Genomic DNA, 19,970 nt, shown 5'->3' with positions numbered 1-19,970 from the left:
TCTTTCGTTCCTTTTTAATACTTACCATTAATTCAATAGCTGGTTCATGTTTAAAATTGGTAATAAAATTGCCAATACAATCACCAACACAATCCCCCCCATAAGCATCAGGGTGAGCGGCTCAAATAAGCCCACTATTACTGACATTCTATTCTCAAGATCAGTTTCCTGACTGAGGGCTGTTCGTTCTAACATATCATCAAGCTCACCGGTGGCTTCACCACTTGCGATCATGTGCATCATCATCGGTGAGAAGTGACCCGTTTGTTCTAGCGCTTTAGTTAAACTCAAGCCTTCACTTACCTGCTGGGCAACATCACCCACACTGGCTTTTATATAAAGGTTTGAGACAACTTCTGTTGCTATCTTTAGGGCCTCTACTAGCGGCACACCACTGCGCGTCAAAATACTTAAGGTACTGGCGAAACGTGCCGTATTCATCTGACGATTAAATCGACCAATTAAGGGCACCCGCAACAGGCCTCGGTGAAACCGCAGTTTGATTGGGGGTTTGCTTAACAAAACGCGGGTAATATAAATAAACCCAATCACCCCAAGCAACATAAAATACCAGTAGTTTTGAAATAAGTTACTTAAATCAATGAGGCCCTGAGTTAAAGCGGGCAATTCCTGACCACTATCAATAAAGACTTTAACTATATCTGGCACTACAAACCCTAATAAAAAGCTGACAATAGCAATCGAAGCAACTACCAATAAAATTGGGTACACTAGTGCCATTTTAATTTTTTGCTGTGACTGCTGACGGCTTTCAGAATAATCGGCAAGCTGGTTAAGCACTTTATCCAGAAAGCCTGCATGTTCACCTGCCGCGACTGTTGCGCAATACATAGATGGAAATACACCAGGAAAGCTTTCCATACTTTGTGCCAGAGTGTAGCCCTCTAATACTTTAGAGCGCACTGCTTGAAAAATTTTCTTTATTTTTTGTTTTTCTTGCTGCTCAGCTACTGCCCGTAGTGCTTCTTCAATAGGCAGTGCAGCCTGAATCAAAGTAGCCAGTTGGCGAATAACCATTGAGAGATCACTGGTAGAAATACTCCGGGAAAACAACCCTCCTCCAGCTTTGCTGCTTGCCTGTTTCTGCTTTTGTGCAACCAGCTCCACATCTAAAGGCGACATGCGTTTTTCACGCAACATCTGCCGTACTTGCCTTGCACTATCAGCTTCTAATGTGCCCTTTTGCTGCTTGCCCTTAGCATCAAGCGCTACAAACTCGTAAACCGCCACGACTTACCCCTTAATCATCCTGAGTGACTCGAAGTACTTCTTCAAGGGTGGTCTGTCCCGCTAGCACCTTACGACGACCATCAGCACGGATACTGGGTCTACCAATCCGGATATACTCAATAATTTCCTGTTCCCCTGCATTATTATGAATCAATCTTCGCATCTCGTTATCTATTGGAATAATTTCATAAATTCCCATCCGGCCTCGATAGCCCTGTTGGTTACAGCTAGGACAACCTTTAGCATGATAAATTTCAGGTGGCGCATCAGGGTTTAAGTGAAGTCGCAAACATTCTGCTTCATCTGGTCGGTAAGGCTCTTTACATTCATCACACAGTCGACGTACCAGCCGCTGGGCTAGCACCCCTACCAGACTGGAAGCAAGCAAGAAAGGCTCAATCCCCATATCTTGTAATCGGGTAATTGCACCGACAGCGGTATTGGTGTGTAACGTAGACAGCACTAAGTGACCTGTTAAACTGGCTTGGACAGCAATTTGGGCAGTTTCGACATCTCGAATCTCCCCTACCATTACCACATCGGGGTCTTGCCGCAGGATAGCGCGTAGCCCTCGAGCAAAAGTCATGTCCACCTTGGGGTTCACCTGGGTTTGACCAATACCTTCCAGGTTATACTCAATAGGGTCTTCTACTGTGAGAATGTTACGACTTTGGTCATTTAGGGTAGCAAGTGATGCATATAGACTGGTGGTTTTACCAGAACCAGTAGGCCCTGTAACAAGGATAATGCCATGGGGTTTATAAAGAATACCTTTAAGCAGCTTGGTATCATCAATAGACATACCTAAGTGATTCAAGTCTAACCGACCCGCTGCTTTATCCAGGAGTCGCATAACCACCCGTTCACTGTTGGTTGAAGGTAAGGTCGATACCCGCACATCTACTTCTTTACCGGCTACTCGTAACGAAATACGCCCATCTTGAGGTACCCGCTTTTCAGCAATATCCAGCTTAGACATTACTTTAATCCGAGAAATCAACAAAGCAGCCAACTGTCGTTTAAGTCTTAACTTTTCTCTAAGAACCCCATCAACCCGAAACCGAACTACCAGGTTCTTTTCAAAGGTTTCAATGTGAATATCTGACGTATTTTCTTTTATGCCTTCAGTAAAAATGGCATTAATCAAACGAATCACAGGTGCATCATCAGCTTGCTCTAGCAAGTCTTCAGACTCAGGGACTGCATCAGCCAAGCTCGCCAGATCCATATCATCACTAATACCAATAGCATCCTGAAATGCCTCAGAGCTATCATTTTGGTAAGTTTCTGACAACAGCTCCGAAAACTGACTTTCATCGACTAATTCATAAGGCAAAGCCCCTGCTGCAAAACGCCTAACTTCAGACGCCACAACAGGTGTAAGTCCCTGCTTATGAAAAACTTTGGCACTACCGTCACTTTGCCGATAGATAAGCACACCATATTTCTTGGCAAAGGCAAATGGCAGCCTTTTCTCTGCAGGCGAGCCTTTATGTATATGCGACTCAGACTGCTGACTAGCACTTCCTGCCTCACCATTTGCAACCGCTGGCACGTTCAATGTTCTGCTACCTCTTTTCAGCTGAAAGACTGGTTAGAGAAAAAGTTTCTTTCACTTAACTGGCTCATGCGAAATACTTTTTAACCACCATTCAAGCCATATATTCCCCAAACAACCGTGTTTTTTCACAGCTGTCACAGTTTCTAAACAACAGTATTCTTGGATAAGAGTACTTGTTTTTAACTGTTTTCTTCTCGTAAATACTTGAATGCTTCTAGCAAATTTTATTTATGCACATTCACTTATAAGCGCCAAGTAACAACTCTCTACCTACACCTACTGACTGTAACAATCCACTTATTAACTATTATTCACCTAACCGTTACGTTCAATGAATATTGTTCAACAACACATGTTGCCGAAAGTAAAAATCTCTATTTTATGTTTATTTCTGCAAAGCCACTGTTTGATATAACAACAAAAGCTTAAGGCAAAGATCATTTAACTATTAGTTAGTTCTTGGGTCGTTAGTTCCCTTAGCTTATCCTCATTTTGTTTATTAGCTGAGCAGCTAACTGGAACCAACTGGATACAGTACAGTCATACTGTCGAAAAGCCCAATTTAGCCTAGAGTTATAGAGTGTGAAATTTAAACTTAGGTTAATTGTCGTTTTCATGGTGCCTTGTATTAATAGGCATCAGTTTTACAGTATTTTTTTACAAATTTCACACTCTTAAGGCAATTTGCTTGACCCATTTCAAGCAATAATTGTTATTATGGCAACCGACGTTTAGGCAAGGGTACGTTGGACTTTCGCTCAGTTTTTTAGGCATTTATTCAATAAGGAATAGCTTACAAGCAGCTTTCAATTATCTTATGAACTCAACAGCATTATCACCCTATCTGACACTAGGGCATAAAAAAAATATCTCTGCTTTTTGTCTTATTGTCCTAGTGCTTATAGGTATGACTTTAGCGTCTAAAGGTATGCAACTTTACCAAGCATTAACAGCGCCTAAACCCCAAGTAGAGGCTATCCGGAATGTTGCACAAACCAAGCCCCGCTCCCAGTACAATGCCCAAAATATTGCTTTACTGTTTGGTAAAGGAGTAAGTGAGCAGCCAGTGGTACAAAAACACATTCCCAAAACCAACTTAAGACTGGTATTAAAAGGCGCCTTTGCTAACCAAAATGACAAGTTATCTAGCGCCATAATAGAAGGTAGCAATCGCCAGGCTGTACTCTACCAAGTAGGAGACACTTTACCTGGCCAGGCAACTTTGCATAAAGTGAAAAAAGATCATGTCATTATTTCAAGAAATGGAGTCCTAGAAACACTCTACTTTCCAGAAGCTAATAGCCCTAACCGAATTGAAGAGTATAAAGGCCCACATCAGTTACCCAAACCACCCGAACCTGTTTCCGTTACGTCTCCAGAACCATTAAAAAATGCATCAGCACAGCAACGAATGAAAGAGCTGCAATCACGTATGAAGCAGTTAGACAAGGGCGCCGGAGGAGGCTAACCAATAATGCTAAACGCCCTTAAACAAGCAGCCACTCACCAGGATAATAAGCAGGATTCTTGGAATAATAATCACATGTCTTACCAACAACAACGCTTTACTATGGCCAGATTGACCAAACTTTTTCATGCATCAGTGCTTTGTTTATGCTTTTCAGTCACACCGGTGACACTGGCAGAAACCAATGCCGATGATGGTAAACGCTGGACAATCAACCAGAAAAACGCCGATATAAGAGAGTTTATCGCCCAAGTTGCTTCTATTACAGGTGAAACGATCATTGTTGACCCTCGCATAAAAGGGCCAAACAATGTAACGGTAGTATCAGCTTCGCCTCTCTCTAGAGAAGAAATATACGATGTATTTCTTTCTGTGCTTCATGCCAATGGTTTCACTGCCGTACCCAATGGTAAAACCATCAATATAGTGCCCACTAACAAAGCAAAAAGTGATGTCCCCATATTTAATGGCAAATCAGGACCCCGCAGTGGTCATATGATAACCAAGGTAGTCCCTCTGGTTAACTTATCTGCAGTAGAGCTAATTCCTGTCATTCGCCCTTTAATCCCACAATATGGTCATGCTGCTGCTATAGCTTCCAGCAACTCGATTATCATTAGCGACCACAGTGCCAATGTAAAGCGCCTAGCAAAGCTCATTAGGGAAATGGACTTGGCTGAAAACGCTGACCATGATGTGATTAAACTTGAGCATGCCTGGGTAGGTGATGTTGTGAAAGTCATTAAAGAAGGACTATTAGGAGGCCAGCAACAACGTAAACCGGCAGGCCAATTGATAGCTGATGAGCGTACCAACCGACTCATTATTACAGGCAAACCCGCTTTTCGTAGCAAAGTGAAGCGAATGGCGCGTTCTATGGATGTAGAAGCTGACAGCGCCTCTTCAACCCGAGTGATTCACTTACGCCACGCAGATGCCAAAAACCTTGCAGAAGCACTGTCTGAGCTTTCCAAATCACTTACGGTTCAATCAGGCAAAGATAAAAAAGACGCTAAGCAGTCCATTATCAAAGCCGATGAATCACAAAATGCTTTGATTATCGCTGCTGAACCAGAAATGATCAGAGAGCTGGAAAACATTGTTCGACAACTGGATGTTCGCCGAGCCCAAGTACTTATCGAGTCAGCAATTGTTGAAGTGTCTGGAGATATTTCAGAACAACTAGGTATCCAGTGGGGTATTGCTGGTAAAGACACCAAAACAGGTGGAGGCGATAATGGTGGCTCTGCAATTAGCTCTATCATCGGTGCCGCAGTTGATAATACTAAAATTCCGATTGGGCAAGTGGCCTTACGTAATAGTAACTTTGGCATACTTCTCAATGCTATCACCCAGCAAAGCAATAGCAACCTGCTATCAACACCCAGCCTAATGACGATGGATAACGAAGAGGCCGAAATTTTGGTGGGTCAAGAAGTGCCTTTCCAAACAGGCTCATACACAACAGGCTCAGATGGAGCAAACAACCCCTTTACCACAGTAGAACGTAAAGACGTTGGCTTAAAGCTAAAAGTCACCCCTCATATTAACGAAGGCGATACCATGCGCCTCGAGATCGATCAAGAAATATCCAACGTCATCACCTCTGCAGAAAGCAGCAGCAACCTTAACCAAGTCACCAGTAAACGACAGATTAAAAGTACGATTCTGGTTAACGATTCAAAAATTATTGTGTTAGGCGGCCTTCTACAAGATGATGTTGTTCAAGGTGAATCATCTGTTCCTATTTTGAGCAGTATCCCCTTAGTTGGCCGATTATTTGAAAATGACAACAACTCGCATAAAAAGCGAAACTTAATGGTATTTATCAAACCCACCATTATTCGTAATACCAATGAAGTGAGTGGCTTAACCCGAGATAAATACTCCAGCATTAAGCTAGTCAAGAGTGCCGTTGATAAACGAACAGAACAGTATGATATTCAGCGGGCAAGACCTGATGATGCTAACAAGCTATTTACTGCAACCACTCATACAGATGCACAAAAATCGCTTCGCACCCAACCCTCAGCTAATACCAGTAATAGTTATGGCTCCCGTAATAGCCAGCCAACTCGCTATAACAAGCCTGTAACAGCTCAACCTTCACAGACATCTTACACACGTCCAGCCAGCAGCGTTGCCCGAACCTCAACAGCAGCACCTGCTAGCTCTTCTGCTCGCTGGGCTGTTCAGCTAGCCTCTTATAAATCAGCAACAGCTGCCGACCAGGCAATAAGTAATATCCAAAAACGCCATGGGAGCTTACTCAACGGCCTACAGCCTAAAGTTAAGTCCGCCAACTATGGTAAACGAGGTACTTATTACCGCGTACTATTTACAGGTATTGAAAATCAGTCTAGAGCGATGGATATCTGTCGTAAGCTAAAGGCAGTCAAGCAAGGCTGCTTAGACACTCGTCAATAAGACTAAAAGATAGTGACAACAGGCTTAACTGTTGGCTGCAAAACAAACAGCCAGCAGTTAACTTTTCTTCTACTCTCTATAATCATCACAACTAAAAACCTGCAGCCAAGAGTAGTTGATTCTATTAACTAAAAGCTATCTAATAGCGGCTCTTTATTTATGCCACATATTTAATTCAACTATCTACCGATGAATACAACCAGTCAAAGCACGCCATGGTTTGTGTATAGCATTTTAGTTTTAGCCATGCTGCTTTGGGGTAGTTCCTTTATTGCTTTAAAAATAGCCTTTAGCCATTATTCTATGTGGCTGGTTATTTTTGCTCGGATGCTAATTGCAACCCTCTGTTTTTTAGCTTGTTTCCGCCGCATTTCATTTCGTCAATACCAGCCTGGCGATCTTAAGCTATTTCTTATGATGGTTCTTTGTGAACCTTGCCTGTATTTTATTTTTGAAAGTTTGGCCTTAGAGCATACCAGTGCCGCTCAGGCAGGGGCAGTTACAGCGTTATATCCAGCACTTGTAACGATAGGCGCTTGGCTAGTATTAAAAGAAAAGCCATCCAAACTATTGCTGACAGGGTTAGTGATTGCATTTATAGGCGCACTTTGGTTAACTTTTTTATCAGAAAAGAGCGAACATGCGCCAAACCCACTGCTGGGTAACTTTTTGGAATTAATTGCAATGATCTTGGCAGCTTTTTATACCATAGTGTTAAAGAAATTAGCATTTCGCTATAACGCGATAACGTTAACTGCTGTTCAGTCTGTCGCAGGCACCTTATTTTTCTTGCCTTTTGCTCTAAATAGTGATTTACCCACACAAATTGAATTAGAGCCAACCCTGGCTATTATTTATCTGGGTAGTGTTGTTACATGTGGTGCTTATGGGCTTTATAACTACGGTGTTAGTCAGTTGTCTGCTAATAGCACATCAACCTTTGTTAACTTAATCCCTGTGTTCACGGTTATTTTAGCTGCAATCATTTTAGACGAATGGCTAACAACAACACAGTTAATCGCAGTCACATTGATCCTGACAGGTGTTATTATTGGTCAACAGAAATGGCAACTTAAAGCACAGCGCAAACCAGAGGCTGATTTAACCTAACAACAGTGAAGCTTCAAAAAACATTAAATATGTTGAAGTAATTAACTGACATTAAAAGCCTCTTATAATAAATTAGCGCGCTAGCTCTAGGGGACGTGCCCCTTTACACGGAAGCAGAAGTGACTAACCATGCACACGGGAAAGCCATAGCCATATTTAAGGATAAAGGGAGTTTCAGTGAGCAGTATTCGCATTTTCAAACACCATATTAGAGTACCCTACTTAATCCTGGGGCTATTTGAGCTTTGTGCCTTTATCGCTTCTACCCACATTGGCACCCTCATTCGTTTTGGGACACTTGAACCTACTGGCCAGGACCCTGCTAGCCCCTTAATTGTACGGGCATTAGTACTTGGGGCTGCTTTTATCATTAGCATGATAGCAATGGGCCTCTATCAAGCCCGACTGAGAGAAGGGCTCACTGGCATGCTGATACGTTCAGCTATTAGCTTTCTTCTTGGCAGCATCATACTTTCTCTTTGCTTTTTTCTGTTCCCTACATTGCTAATTGGCCGTGGTGTTTTTATTGTCACTATTACTATCGCCTTTTTAAGTATTGTCGGTATCCGCTGGTGCTTTACCAGGCTTGTGGATGAGAAAATCTTAAAACGTCGTGTATTAGTACTAGGAGCAGGCAGAAGGGCAAATAATATTTGTCAGCGGTTACGCCGGAAAAGTGACCGCCGCGGCTTTAGTGTTATTGGCTTTATGCATATTGCTAGTGAAGCCGATATCGTTTCGAATGAGCTTATCATCAACCACCAAGGTTCTTTACTGGAATATGCTGTTGATAACAAGATTGATGAAATAGTCGTCGCTGTTGATGATCGCCGAAAAAACTTTCCAATCAATGAGCTACTGGACTGCAAACTAAGTGGTATAGAGGTTGTTGATATTCTGACCTTTTTTGAAAGGGAAACAGGCAAGATCGAGCTTGAACTGCTACACCCAAGTTGGATGGTATTTTCTGATGGTTTTAGCCAAAGCAACCTGAGAACCTACTCTGAGCGCTTGTTTGATATTGTCGCTAGCTTAACCCTGCTCTGCTTCGCCTGGCCTTTAATGGCTTTTGCTATATTGGGTATTTGGTTAGAAGAAGGGCTTAAAGCCCCTATTTTTTATCGACAACGTCGAGTTGGTCTCAATGGAGAGGTTTTTGATGTACTCAAATTCCGTAGCATGAGAATTGACGCGGAAAAAAGTGGTCAGGCACAGTGGGCCACCCAAAATGACCCTCGTATCACTCGAACGGGTCGAATCATCAGAAAATACCGAATAGATGAGCTCCCTCAAATCCTAAATGTATTAAAAGGTGATATGGGCTTTGTTGGGCCAAGGCCAGAACGGCCTGAGTTTGTCGCAAACTTGAAAGAAAAAATTTCTTATTATGATGAGCGCCATCGAATCAAGCCAGGTATCGCAGGCTGGGCACAACTCTGCTACCCTTACGGCGCTTCTGATAACGATGCCAAACATAAGCTTGAATATGACCTTTACTATGTAAAAAACCATAGCCTATTTCTAGATATTCTTATTTTAATTCAAACTGTTGAAGTGATTTTGTTTGGTAAAGGGGCTCGTTAATAGCCAGCCCCAAAACAAACGAGTTTAGCGAGTCAAAAGCCCAGCCGCTTACTGAACCTTAATGGTTTTCCCTTATTGGTACAAACCTGTACACAGCGATCATCCCATAATTCAATCATTCTAAAATCCTTCACATTAGTTATCTCTAACCCAGCTAAACCATGTTCAGTTAGCCATTTTTCCACATAGGGAAGATACTCAGGAACAGAAGCTCTAGCCGTAAATATTTTTACTTCTTGTCCTTGAAATACCCAATTTTTTACTCGATCCAGCATAGGTTTGATCGGTTCACCTATATGCTCAGGCCCTCGCCACTTATCATAACGTGCCAAGGTGCCATCTAAATCGACCCCAATCCATCCAGGCATAAGCCCCTCAACTGTATAAATGTCACAAAAGCGTCAAAAAATATTACAACTTAATTAGCATGAGGGCTAATAATAAATATAACCGATTGATAATCAATAAATTAGACGGGTAAGGCTCACATTTTGCTAAAAATATTCAACATTAAAATATAAAATGAGGGGTGTGCCAATGATAAGTGTATGGCTGCTACTCATCACCATTGCCATTATTGGCTGTATGGCAATTATAATTTTTAACTCTGCTGCCAAACGTTACACTTCAAGTAAGCAAGTAACTGACTGCTTGCAGCGCAGCAAACATTACGACCGTCGTAAAAATAGCAAACCTATTTACTATCCATTCACTGATTCAGAAGGAAACCTTGTAACTTCAGATAGAAGAAGCAATAAAGAGCGGAGACTAGCCTCTTATTACTAGTTTTTACTACTTATGTTTTAGACTGCAACGTTGTCACAATTTTGCTATTTTCGCCGAATTAAGGCTTTTACATGAGTGATTGGAATAGCATAGGTAATACCACTAGGTTTTGCTAACACTGACTCTTTAGTTTGTTTAACAAATACTTTATTTACTATACCGATCACTTCACCAGTTGCAGCCAAAAATACTGGGCTACCACTATTACCAGGGTAAGCGGTTGCATCCAACTGAAAAACATTATAAGGACTCCGTAAGCGCTGGATATGATGAATATCCAGCTCTTTTGCTGAAATAACAGGAATAGCAACTGGCGTAATGCTAGCTACAATCCCGTGATGGGTAGCAGGGTATAACCCTAGCACCAGGCCTATTGGAAACCCGGTAAAAGCAATTTGATCCCCTTCTCGCACCTTACTGGAATCTCCTAGAACCAGTGGCTTTAAAGTGGTTCCTTTTAGCCGCAATAGTGCAAGATCATGGGATTCATCTGCTTTAAAAACCCTTGCTTCTCTTACTGAAGGCTTATTACCTTGGCCATATAAAACAACAAGGCGTTCTTTTTTTTCCAGATTCAATTTAGCAGGAATGACATGAGCGTTAGTCACTACATGATAGCCATCATCAACAACGAACCCTGTACCTAATAAGCTCACAGGCGGGCTTCTAGTCGGCAAATAAGTAGCCACCCCCACCACACTGGGCTTGATTTGTTGTATAGAATCCGCTAATGATTTAGCAAAGCCATCAGACACAGTAACAACGAAGGCTAAAATGAACCAACTACTAATATTAAAAGATCGTGAATTACCCCACATCACCATTAAGATTCCGTTCGTTAATACAATAAAAAAATCATAATATTAATTAATAGTCATTGTCATCATCCAGAACATGTAAAAACTTAAAATTACCAATAACTATTTACGTTTTTTATAATTATTGAAACAGCCAATACCACTTAAGGACGAGCTATTCAATGAGCCAACTTTTACATGAGTTAGCAATCAAACAAAGCGCAATAACTCCTGAGGCTGTAGCACTAGGCTACAAAGAACAAGTTTATTCTTATCAGGAGGTGGTTGATAATATTTGGCAGGTAGCCAATGGTCTAGTTAAACAAGGGCTTAATCGTCACGAACGAGTAGCCGTTTACTTACCAAAACTACCCAAAACTGTTTTCAGTATGATGGGCACATCTGCAGCAGGAGGTGTATTTGTTCCAGTTAACCCTATATTAAAACCGGATCAGGTCCGTTATATATTACAAGACTGTAATGTCAGAATATTAATCACCAGTGCAGCCCGCTTAAAACAGCTCTCCTTAGAGTTATCTCAGTGCCACGACCTAAGACAAGTGGTGTTAGTTGATGAAATGAGTATAGAGCCTAACAACTCTCTGCCAATAATACCATGGCAAGCCCTGTTAGATAGCTCTCATCAACGACTTGCCACTCGCTCAATTGATATGGACATGGCAGCCATTCTATATACCTCTGGCAGCACTGGACGCCCTAAAGGTGTCGTGTTATCTCATCGCAATATGGTAACGGGCGCCCATAGTGTGGCAACGTATTTAGCAAATACTCCTCAAGACAAAATATTAGCAGTCCTTCCGTTTAGTTTTGATTATGGTTTAAGCCAATTAACAACCGCTTTTTCTGTTGGGGCCTGCTGCTATTTAATGGATTACTTACTACCTAGAGATGTCATCAAGGCAGTTAATAAATACAAAATCACCGGCTTAGCCGCAGTGCCTCCCTTATGGGTTCAACTGGCCGATTTGTCCTGGCCTGAGATAACCACCAAGCATTTGCGCTATATCACCAACTCCGGTGGTGCAATGCCTACCGCAACGCTTACCAAATTACAGCAACAACTACCAGATACTGCCCCTTATCTCATGTATGGCTTAACAGAAGCCTTTCGCTCCAGCTACCTACCTCCCAATGAGCTAACTAAACGTCCTACTTCAATGGGCAAAGCCATCCCCAATGCAGAGCTCCTGGTTATTAATGAAGCGGGGGAAGAGTGTGAGGCAAATGAGCCAGGAGAACTAGTCCATCGAGGCAGCTTAGTTGCTCTGGGTTATTGGAATGATCAAGCTAGAACACAAGAACGCTTCAAGCCCATGCCCAACCCAATTAATGGTATCCCCGCCACAGAAATTGCTGTTTGGTCTGGTGATCTTGTCAAAAAAGACGAAGAAGGCTTTTTATACTTTATTGGCCGCAATGACGATATGATTAAAACCTCAGGCTATCGAGTCAGCCCTACGGAAGTCGAGGAAGTCGTTTATGCCTCTAGTTTAGTCGGCGAAGTCGCTGCACTAGGAATGCCCCACCCGCAATTAGGCCAGGCTATTGTACTGGCTGTTACACCTCGAGATACAACCCCAATTGATGAAGTTGCTATCACCAACGTATGTAAACAGAAACTACCTGGGTTTATGGTTCCACAACAGATTGTTAGTTTCCAACTCCTACCTAGAAACCCCAATGGAAAAATCGATCGAAAAGCGTTAATTAACGCGTTATCAAATGATGGATAGGGGCATAACCCTCTTTTTTGAGTAATGGTTAAGATTATACAACGAGTCAATTATGCAAAATAAACCTGTTCATGCGCCATTAAAAGGCTTTACGGTAACCGACAACTGTTTACAAATAGCTGGCAAGCCTCTTACCCAAATCGCCAATATTGTGGGTAGTACTCCTTTTTATTGCTATGATAGACAATTGCTTAGCCAGCGAGTTAACCAATTAAAGCAAGCGCTACCAGAGTCAATTAAACTTCACTATGCCATCAAGGCAAATCCAATGCCTGCAGTAGTTAACCATATGGCAACCCTAGTCGATGGGTTAGATGTAGCCTCCATCAAAGAATTACATACCGCACTAAACAGCGGAATGAATAGCAGTAATATCAGTTTTGCAGGCCCAGGCAAAACTGATCAGGAGCTAGCCGCTGCCATTGCATCAGCAATTACCATTAATGTAGAGTCTACAGGCGAGTTACGTCGTATTGAAACAATTGGCCAGCGGCTCAAGCTTAAACCCAACATTGCTTTTCGAGTTAACCCAAACTATGAGCTGAAAACCTCTGGGATGAAAATGTCAGGGGGCCCCAAGCAGTTTGGCATAGATGCAGAACAATTACCTGATATCTTAAACAGCCTGAATACTGATTTGGTTAATCTACAAGGTTTTCATATTTTTTCTGGCTCACAAAATTTAAAAGTAGAAGCTCTTATTGAGGCCCATAACAAAACGTTTGCTTTAGCAGCCGAATTGGCCGCTGTTTCTCCAGTGCCATTAATTAAACTCAATATTGGCGGAGGACTAGGCATCCCCTACTTCCCAGGTGAAACAAACCTAGAGTTAACCCCTATTTGTCATAATCTCTCTCAACTTATCAGCCGATATCACTCAACATTAAATCACTGTGAATTAGTCATTGAGCTAGGCCGTTATTTAGTAGGTGAGGCTGGTGTTTATGTAGCAGAAATTATCGATATTAAGCAATCACGTGGTCAGACTTTTTTAATCACCAATGGCGGGCTCCATCACCACTTGGCTAATTCAGGTAATTTTGGCCAGGTTATTCGCAAAAACTACCCCGTATATCTAGGTAACAAAATGAACGAAGCCGGCTATGAGCCCGTGCAAATCGTTGGGCCTTTGTGCACACCCTTGGATATCCTAGGTGATAAAGTCATGTTACCTAAAGCGGATATTGGCGACCTAATAGTGATCACTCAATCTGGCGCATATGGACCAACAGCAAGCCCGGCAGAGTTTTTAAGTCACCCTGCCGTGAAGGAAATATTACTTTAATGACTAAAAAACCTACGCTAACTGCTTTATTTATAGGATACGGCACTAGTTGCTAGTTTTTTTAGCAGACCAATTTGTACGTGGGTTGTTTGTGACGATATTGTCATAACCGCAGTACCTTGCAAATTGGCTGCAACTTTCTGGACAGGTACACTGTTAGTAGTAGACGATTGTCCTTTCACCTCTAGTTGCTGTTTTGGTGCCAGTCCCACTAGATAGATTTTTTTCAATGGTGACTTCCAGTCTAAATCCAGTTGATTAATAGTGGAATCAGCCAAAAATACGACAACAGAAGACTTCATTTGCACAGCATAATAGTTCTTTTCTGCCTTCAGCACCTTAATGTCACTTTGATTAACCATTTTTTTACCAATACGAGGCGTTAAAACAACCAAAAACTGCTCTACTTCTTTTGGCTCTGTTGATGTTAGCTCCAAGCGCCAAAAGCCAGAGTCAAACCACTTTTTATCTGATGCTCCCTGATCAAAGTTAATCCCATCCCAAGTATGGCCATCACCATCAATATCAACATAATAACGGTAATCTGGCCCACCAATTACATTTAATTTGCCATTAACAGGTAATAATTTTTTCAAAAATAAACGACTGTTACCATTGGTGATAGTAGCTTCTGAGGCATCTGAAGTTAAAATGCCATTGTGAGCTTTACCTTTAATCACCTTCAACCCCTTAACTGCAGGTTTATAAACGCTATGTAATAACCACTTTTTTATATAAGCAGGGCTGGTTGCTGCAATCGTGTCATATATCAACAACTGATCTTGTTCCCGTAAATAAAAAAGCTCTCTGGTCACCTTGTTAACTTTACCTATATCACTATTATCGTCGTATTCACTGTTATTGTAAGCACCTGTTAAGTCTGCATAGAGGTAACTATAAGCTGGAGATAAGTCTGCTCTAGCGATGGTTCCCCCCTCTAAATGCTTCCCCTTATAAAGGTTTTTATACCAGTGACTCACTGAAGGAATAGAACTTCCAGTAGGCTGAATAATTCGCTGCCCACCATCTGCCACATTATTTTGAAAAAACTTATTTGGTTTTACCTTTTCTCCAGGGCGCATAATCAACAGTGTATTTTTAGCCACAGAGCGAATTGCATAATTAAGGCGATGAGGTGCATCGTAACGGTCATAAGTACTACTATTGATGGCTAAAGGCCGCTGCTTATGAATGGTGAAATGACCCGCATCATAGTGACCATGATGACTGAATTGGTGCCCCGCACGGAAGCTAATTAAAGTATCTTGATCAGACCAGCCAGAGCGAATATACGCTTGATTGAATGCACCTTTACCGAAAATATCTGCAGTAGGAAGATTATTACGAGCAAAAACCAACTGCTTTGATTTAACTGGCTGCTGCACGAGTTGAGGATCATTAAATAGTCGAAAAGCCCATCGCCACCCATCATAGTAGCTTTGCCCTTCATGGACTTGATACAAATACTCAGAAAACTCAGCTAGTTCACTGTCCTGAGTCAGTTGGGCAATAAAATCAATATATGGCCGCGAAACATCCTTTAAGTCAATCCGAGAGCCCTCATCACCCAGCCCCTCTATTTTATCATCTGGGCGTGTAGCATAAATGACCCAATAACCCGCTCGGCGGATGATTTCTCGAATTTTTTCTGCCTGCTGACTATGCCGTAAACCGTTCACATAGGCCGCTGAAGCCAACGCTATAGGGATTGCTCGGTTTTGAATCCAGTAATTATACCCTTCCGGCCAGGCTTCAGTTAAATCCAGAGCAGCCATCAAATCCAAAAAGTAAGCTTGGCTCCGTTTTAATAATTCTTGCCGGTGCTCGCTACTATGGTCCAATACCATGGCCAATAAAAAAGCTTGAGACGCAACTGAGGCACGACCATGCCACATCGATAATCCATCTTCTTCCAGTACATCCAGCAAGTCTTCAAGTTGCTTTTCTAATCGTTTTTCTATCGCTACACGGTCTTTTTGACTAAATCCTGGATAAGTACAGGCTAAATCATAAGCCAACGCCAACTTCCATGCATTACCATAATAACCACTGGATTCTGGTGGCATTAAATAAAATTTAAACAAACTCTTAACCAGTTGCTCGCCTATTTCCTTTTCAGGTTTGGTTACCCAACAACCGGCGTTTCCTAGTACTGACTTATAAACACATGGGTTGACAGAAACAACTTTACGCTGTTTAAACAATGCCATGCGTTCTTGAAAAACGGGGTGTACTGACTTTCCTTGCCAATTTTGTAAAAAAGTTAAAAAAATGCGGGGATGTTGTGTAACAGGCTGCCCATCAAGCTTATGATTATTAAGATCAGTGGTTAATTGCTTTGCAGCGAATTCAGAAAGTTGTTTGGTCACAACTCTTGTGTTGCTATCTGCATCTTGCGTGCTGAGATGGTTATCAACCTGTATCCCTCCATAAGCTGCCAGGCTAACTAACACTAAACCCAATATAAACTTTTTGTTACCACTAAGGAGATGCATAATTTTTTTAGCTCTATAAGAAAACCTTATTTTATAAGGCAACTACCATACCTATTCAGCTATTAAATGATGTAGTCCATTTAAACACTACTGATGAAAAGCCCAGAGCAATTCGCTCAGCTCTACACTTGGCTACCAACTATGTGGTTAATAATCCATTCAGCAGTTTGATCCTCTACCTGTTTACGCCATTTAGCTGTTGAAAACGTATGATTAGCCTCAGCACAATGCCATTGGGTAACTGTCGATTTATTTAGCAACTGCCGCCAATGAGGATTGCTTTGAGTGAGCTGAATAAACTCAGCAGCTGTCAGATCATTACCACTTAACAGTAATAAGGTCTTTCCTGAAAATTTATCCCATCCATAACGCATTCGGTCGATAAAGTGGCTAGGTTCAACAGGCTTGTCAGCAACTACTCCCAGCGCATTTTCTTTTACCGCTTCTTTACGAGTGGTTAAAAGCTTGGTGACATTTTGATAAAAGTCAGAAGTCACTTGCTTTATTTTCAATTGACCTCGAAATGCCTTGCGCCAGAAATTCTTATCAAATAACCGTGACCAGTAATAATTTTTAACATACACTTGCGCCAAACCTGCCTCTGAACGAACCCAGGGATTAGCTAACACTAAACCTTTTACTCTAGGATCTCGCCAACTGTAAAACAGTGCTGCAGATGCAGCATCACATAACCCCCACAGCACTACCTGTTGTAGGTGAGGCTGCTGGTTAAAGAACTCATCTATTGCTGCGTTAATATCATCATTAATGGTTTCAAATCCTTGTAACTCACCTGTACTGTCTCCCATGCCCCGATAATCAAAGCGCATCACTGCAATATTCTGTCTGGCCAATGCTCTTGCTAATAAAACAAATTGTCGATGACTTCCAGACTTCATCTGGGGGCCACCCACTATGATTAATACCCCAGTATCAATTGGCTCAGTTGGATGGTGAATTACACCAATAAGCCTTTCATTTAAACAGGGAAAAATAACGGGTTGTTCATTCATGGCATTATTGATTCAACATTGAAGCCAGCAAAACTAGCTTTCCATACCGGCCACAGATTGCTTCAGGGTGGACTTAATCAACAATTGAGGCAGATAGTGAAGAGTCTGCTCTATAAACCCATCACCTGTCGTCAGCTCCTGTGTAGACCAAAAAGGATCAGTCACAATACTCGCTTGGTGTAGTTTATTATGGTTTTGTTTCCAGGCAGCTATTGTTTTTTGACTGGGTAAAGATAACGATGCTCCCGTTTCGCGAACCATTTCCAACCAAACCACTTGGGTTGTTAATGGCAGTGACTGCTGAGTTAAGTCCATTTGGTCAATAGCAGTGGTTAGTTTACTAGGCAGTAAATAGCCCGCTACCTCCAAACTGCCTTCTTTTTCTAATTGTTCACGTAATAGTTTAACTGTTTCGCCAGTTTGCTTGCCTAATAAATCAGCGGCTAAACGCACTCTTAAGAACTGTTGTAAAAAAGGGCTTCCTTTAATGATCGGTTGCCATAGCAATAAATGAGTATTTACTGGTGAAGATAAACGGTTAAGATAGTCAACAGCCAAACAAGCACCTAAACGCAGCCCCCATAATACGACGGGAAGCGGCTCTGCCACTAGCCAATCCATTATTGCTTGGATATTACTGAGCCAGGACTGCCAGTCAGCATCAACTAACAGACCTTCACTATCCCCGGTCCCAGATAAGTCAAAGACAACTACCTGCCAGCCTTGTTCAGCCATCAGTCTGGCTTGTTTACTGATTATATGGCGAGATTTATTCATCTCTTCAGCAAATGCGGGGATATGAATGATATAGCCTTTGGTAGAAGCAGTTGATGGCGGTACATAATGCACCGCATATAAGTGCCCCGTTTGAGTTGAAATAAAGTGAGGTGATATTTGCAGCCTATCCATGGCAGTCAACTAGGCTTTGGCTTGGACAAATTCACACAGACTGCCTAAAGACTCAAACACCTCAGCACTGATTTCATCATCATCAACCACAAACCCAAACTGCTCTTCTAATGCAGTGATAACGGTTACTACAGCCATTGAGTCAAACTCTGGTATCGCACCCAGCAACGGCGTTGCTTCATTAGCGGCCGATAACTGATCGCCCAGCTGCAGTTGGCTAACCAGAATTTGTTTCACATCATTAATCACATCCATTACCAATAACTCCATGGTTTTTATATGCTATAGGGTATAAAAAACTGAATGCTAGAATGTTAGCACCAACATTATTTTAAAAACATAATGTTTAACGATATTTTTTAACCATTTATCAGCGCTTACATCTGGGAAGATATATGCTCGCTAAATTTCGCAAACTAACCCAGGAATTAGGTTGGCTAAACGGCTTACTTTATTTGTTACATACCAGTTTAAATAAGCTTACTGGTGGTCGTGTCCGAATCATAAAGTACTATTTGTATTATCAACCTATCCCTGAAACACCATTACTTCCGCCCAATCGTGGTAAGCAAATCGAGATTAAAACCATTACCGCCAATGACACTGATTTTTTTGACGACTTCCCTCGGCCACTGACAGTTATCAAACGTCGCTTTACTGAGCAAGGCCAGTGCTTTGCTGCTTATCTTAAAGGTAACTTTGTAGGCTATATCTGGATTAGTCAAGTTGACTACCCAGAAGATGAAGTCCGCTGTCTATTTGCTCCTCGTCCAGCAGAACAAACAGCCTGGGATTATGATGTTTACATTACGCCCACTGCCCGGCTTGGTTTTACTTTTCCTAAACTTTGGCAAACGGTTAACGAGTATCTGGCTCAACAAGGGGTTAAGTGGACCTTATGTCGAATTTCAGCATTTAACACAGGCTCCTTAGCCTCTCATCAACGTTTGGGAGCAACGCGCATGGGAGCCGCTACATTTATTTGTGTGGGCTCTTGGCAGTTAATGCTAGCCAGTCATGCGCCTTATATACACCTATCTATAACGCAAAAGCACACTCCCCAACTATTATTACCAATCAAGTCGACCGCATCCACAGTTGAGCCAGTTCAGCCATCATAGTCAAAAAGGGAAATTTATATGGGCGCCTTTGCCTTGATAAAGGAGTCAGCCTTTAACTTTATTGAGCCTATTAAACAATCATTACAGCAACAAGGTTTTACGCAGCAAATATCACTGAGCCGGAAGGGTTTTGAGCTCATTATTTGCCCCAAGCAGGCTACCTCTGCTACCAATTACTATGAAAATAGTCAGTGCAACTTCTGTGTCAGCCTTGGCACCCTTACCTACCAAGGCTTGCATGGTAAGCCTGGGTTAAAGGCGCTGCTTGATGATTTTAACAAACGCCCAGTTCCCCATAATCGCTTTTACGGCACTTTTTGTGTACTCATATATAACAATACTGTAGACACTTTTATGCAGCAATAGCCCCATAGTCGCTTAACTGCTCATACACTTGAGCGACTTTTTT

Annotated in this window: 17 protein-coding genes; 9 read left to right on the top strand and 8 right to left on the bottom strand. The window is 42.0% G+C overall.

The genetic code is table 11. The annotated features are described in order from the left end of the window. Positions 1-27: 27 nt before the first annotated feature. Positions 28-1,251 carry a type II secretion system inner membrane protein GspF gene (gene gspF, locus ORQ98_RS23740; protein ID WP_274691307.1) on the bottom strand — a complete coding sequence of 408 codons (1,224 nt, stop codon included), beginning with the start codon at positions 1,249-1,251 and terminating at the stop codon, positions 28-30. 10 nt (positions 1,252-1,261) lie between these two features. Next, the gene (gene gspE / locus ORQ98_RS23735; protein WP_274691324.1) at positions 1,262-2,749 is read right to left on the bottom strand and encodes a type II secretion system ATPase GspE; all 1,488 of its coding nucleotides are present in this window, start codon (positions 2,747-2,749) and stop codon (positions 1,262-1,264) included. 970 nt (positions 2,750-3,719) lie between these two features. Between gspE and ORQ98_RS23730 the strand changes: the two genes are divergently transcribed. From ORQ98_RS23730 to ORQ98_RS23715, 4 genes are all read left to right on the top strand, one after another. Next, entirely contained in the window at positions 3,720-4,280 is a 561-nt protein-coding gene (locus tag ORQ98_RS23730) for a type II secretion system protein N (protein ID WP_342455226.1), read from the top strand. Positions 4,281-4,286: 6 nt separating this feature from the next. Beyond that, a complete protein-coding gene (gene gspD / locus ORQ98_RS23725; protein WP_274691305.1) occupies positions 4,287-6,707 on the top strand; it encodes a type II secretion system secretin GspD in 2,421 nt (806 codons plus the stop codon). Positions 6,708-6,896: 189 nt separating this feature from the next. Beyond that, positions 6,897-7,817: a DMT family transporter gene (locus ORQ98_RS23720; RefSeq protein ID WP_274691304.1), complete on the top strand. Its 921-nt coding sequence runs from the start codon at positions 6,897-6,899 to the stop codon at positions 7,815-7,817. 177 nt (positions 7,818-7,994) lie between these two features. After that, entirely contained in the window at positions 7,995-9,401 is a 1,407-nt protein-coding gene (locus tag ORQ98_RS23715) for a TIGR03013 family XrtA/PEP-CTERM system glycosyltransferase (RefSeq protein ID WP_274691303.1), read from the top strand. A gap of 32 nt (positions 9,402-9,433) precedes the next feature. Here the strand turns inward: ORQ98_RS23715 and ORQ98_RS23710 are convergent, their stop codons facing one another. Then, positions 9,434-9,769: a hypothetical protein gene (locus tag ORQ98_RS23710; protein WP_274691302.1), complete on the bottom strand. Its 336-nt coding sequence runs from the start codon at positions 9,767-9,769 to the stop codon at positions 9,434-9,436. Between the two features lie 169 nt (positions 9,770-9,938). Here ORQ98_RS23710 and ORQ98_RS23705 point away from each other — a divergent pair, with 169 nt between their 5' ends. Continuing rightward, complete coding sequence (locus ORQ98_RS23705; RefSeq protein WP_274691301.1) at positions 9,939-10,187, top strand: hypothetical protein; 249 nt, start codon at positions 9,939-9,941, stop codon at positions 10,185-10,187. A 44-nt stretch (positions 10,188-10,231) separates the two neighbouring features. On the opposite strand, the gene ORQ98_RS23700 is transcribed toward ORQ98_RS23705, so the two are convergent. Further along, on the bottom strand, positions 10,232-11,011 hold the full coding sequence (locus ORQ98_RS23700; RefSeq protein ID WP_274691300.1) for a S1C family serine protease: 780 nt from the start codon (positions 11,009-11,011) through the stop codon (positions 10,232-10,234). 155 nt (positions 11,012-11,166) lie between these two features. Here ORQ98_RS23700 and ORQ98_RS23695 point away from each other — a divergent pair, with 155 nt between their 5' ends. Continuing rightward, positions 11,167-12,738, top strand: a complete 1,572-nt coding sequence (locus ORQ98_RS23695; RefSeq protein ID WP_274691299.1) for an acyl-CoA ligase (AMP-forming), exosortase A system-associated — start codon at positions 11,167-11,169, stop codon at positions 12,736-12,738. A gap of 52 nt (positions 12,739-12,790) precedes the next feature. Beyond that, on the top strand, positions 12,791-14,023 hold the full coding sequence (locus tag ORQ98_RS23690; RefSeq protein WP_274691298.1) for a pyridoxal-dependent decarboxylase, exosortase A system-associated: 1,233 nt from the start codon (positions 12,791-12,793) through the stop codon (positions 14,021-14,023). 26 nt (positions 14,024-14,049) lie between these two features. Here the strand turns inward: ORQ98_RS23690 and ORQ98_RS23685 are convergent, their stop codons facing one another. The 4 genes from ORQ98_RS23685 to ORQ98_RS23670 all read right to left on the bottom strand — a co-directional run bounded on the left by ORQ98_RS23685 (position 14,050) and on the right by ORQ98_RS23670 (position 18,710). Next, positions 14,050-16,518, bottom strand: a complete 2,469-nt coding sequence (locus ORQ98_RS23685; protein WP_274691297.1) for a heparinase II/III family protein — start codon at positions 16,516-16,518, stop codon at positions 14,050-14,052. 122 nt (positions 16,519-16,640) lie between these two features. Continuing rightward, positions 16,641-17,531 (bottom strand): hydrolase 1, exosortase A system-associated, encoded by an 891-nt coding sequence (locus ORQ98_RS23680; protein WP_274691296.1) that lies wholly within the window; start codon positions 17,529-17,531, stop codon positions 16,641-16,643. A 33-nt stretch (positions 17,532-17,564) separates the two neighbouring features. Next, positions 17,565-18,440, bottom strand: coding sequence for a hydrolase 2, exosortase A system-associated (locus ORQ98_RS23675; RefSeq protein WP_274691295.1), 876 nt, complete (start codon positions 18,438-18,440; stop codon positions 17,565-17,567). Between the two features lie 9 nt (positions 18,441-18,449). Continuing rightward, the gene (locus ORQ98_RS23670) at positions 18,450-18,710 is read right to left on the bottom strand and encodes an acyl carrier protein (protein WP_274691294.1); all 261 of its coding nucleotides are present in this window, start codon (positions 18,708-18,710) and stop codon (positions 18,450-18,452) included. Between the two features lie 125 nt (positions 18,711-18,835). On the opposite strand from ORQ98_RS23670, the gene ORQ98_RS23665 reads away from it, so the two are divergent. Beyond that, positions 18,836-19,561, top strand: coding sequence for a GNAT family N-acetyltransferase (locus ORQ98_RS23665; RefSeq protein WP_274691293.1), 726 nt, complete (start codon positions 18,836-18,838; stop codon positions 19,559-19,561). An 18-nt stretch (positions 19,562-19,579) separates the two neighbouring features. Then, positions 19,580-19,927 carry a hypothetical protein gene (locus tag ORQ98_RS23660; RefSeq protein ID WP_274691292.1) on the top strand — a complete coding sequence of 116 codons (348 nt, stop codon included), beginning with the start codon at positions 19,580-19,582 and terminating at the stop codon, positions 19,925-19,927. Positions 19,928-19,970 lie beyond the last annotated feature (43 nt).

It is taken from the genome of Spartinivicinus poritis, assembly GCF_028858535.1.
Classification (GTDB): Bacteria; Pseudomonadota; Gammaproteobacteria; order Pseudomonadales; family Zooshikellaceae; genus Spartinivicinus; species Spartinivicinus poritis.
This window is presented reverse-complemented; position numbering and strand designations above follow the sequence as displayed.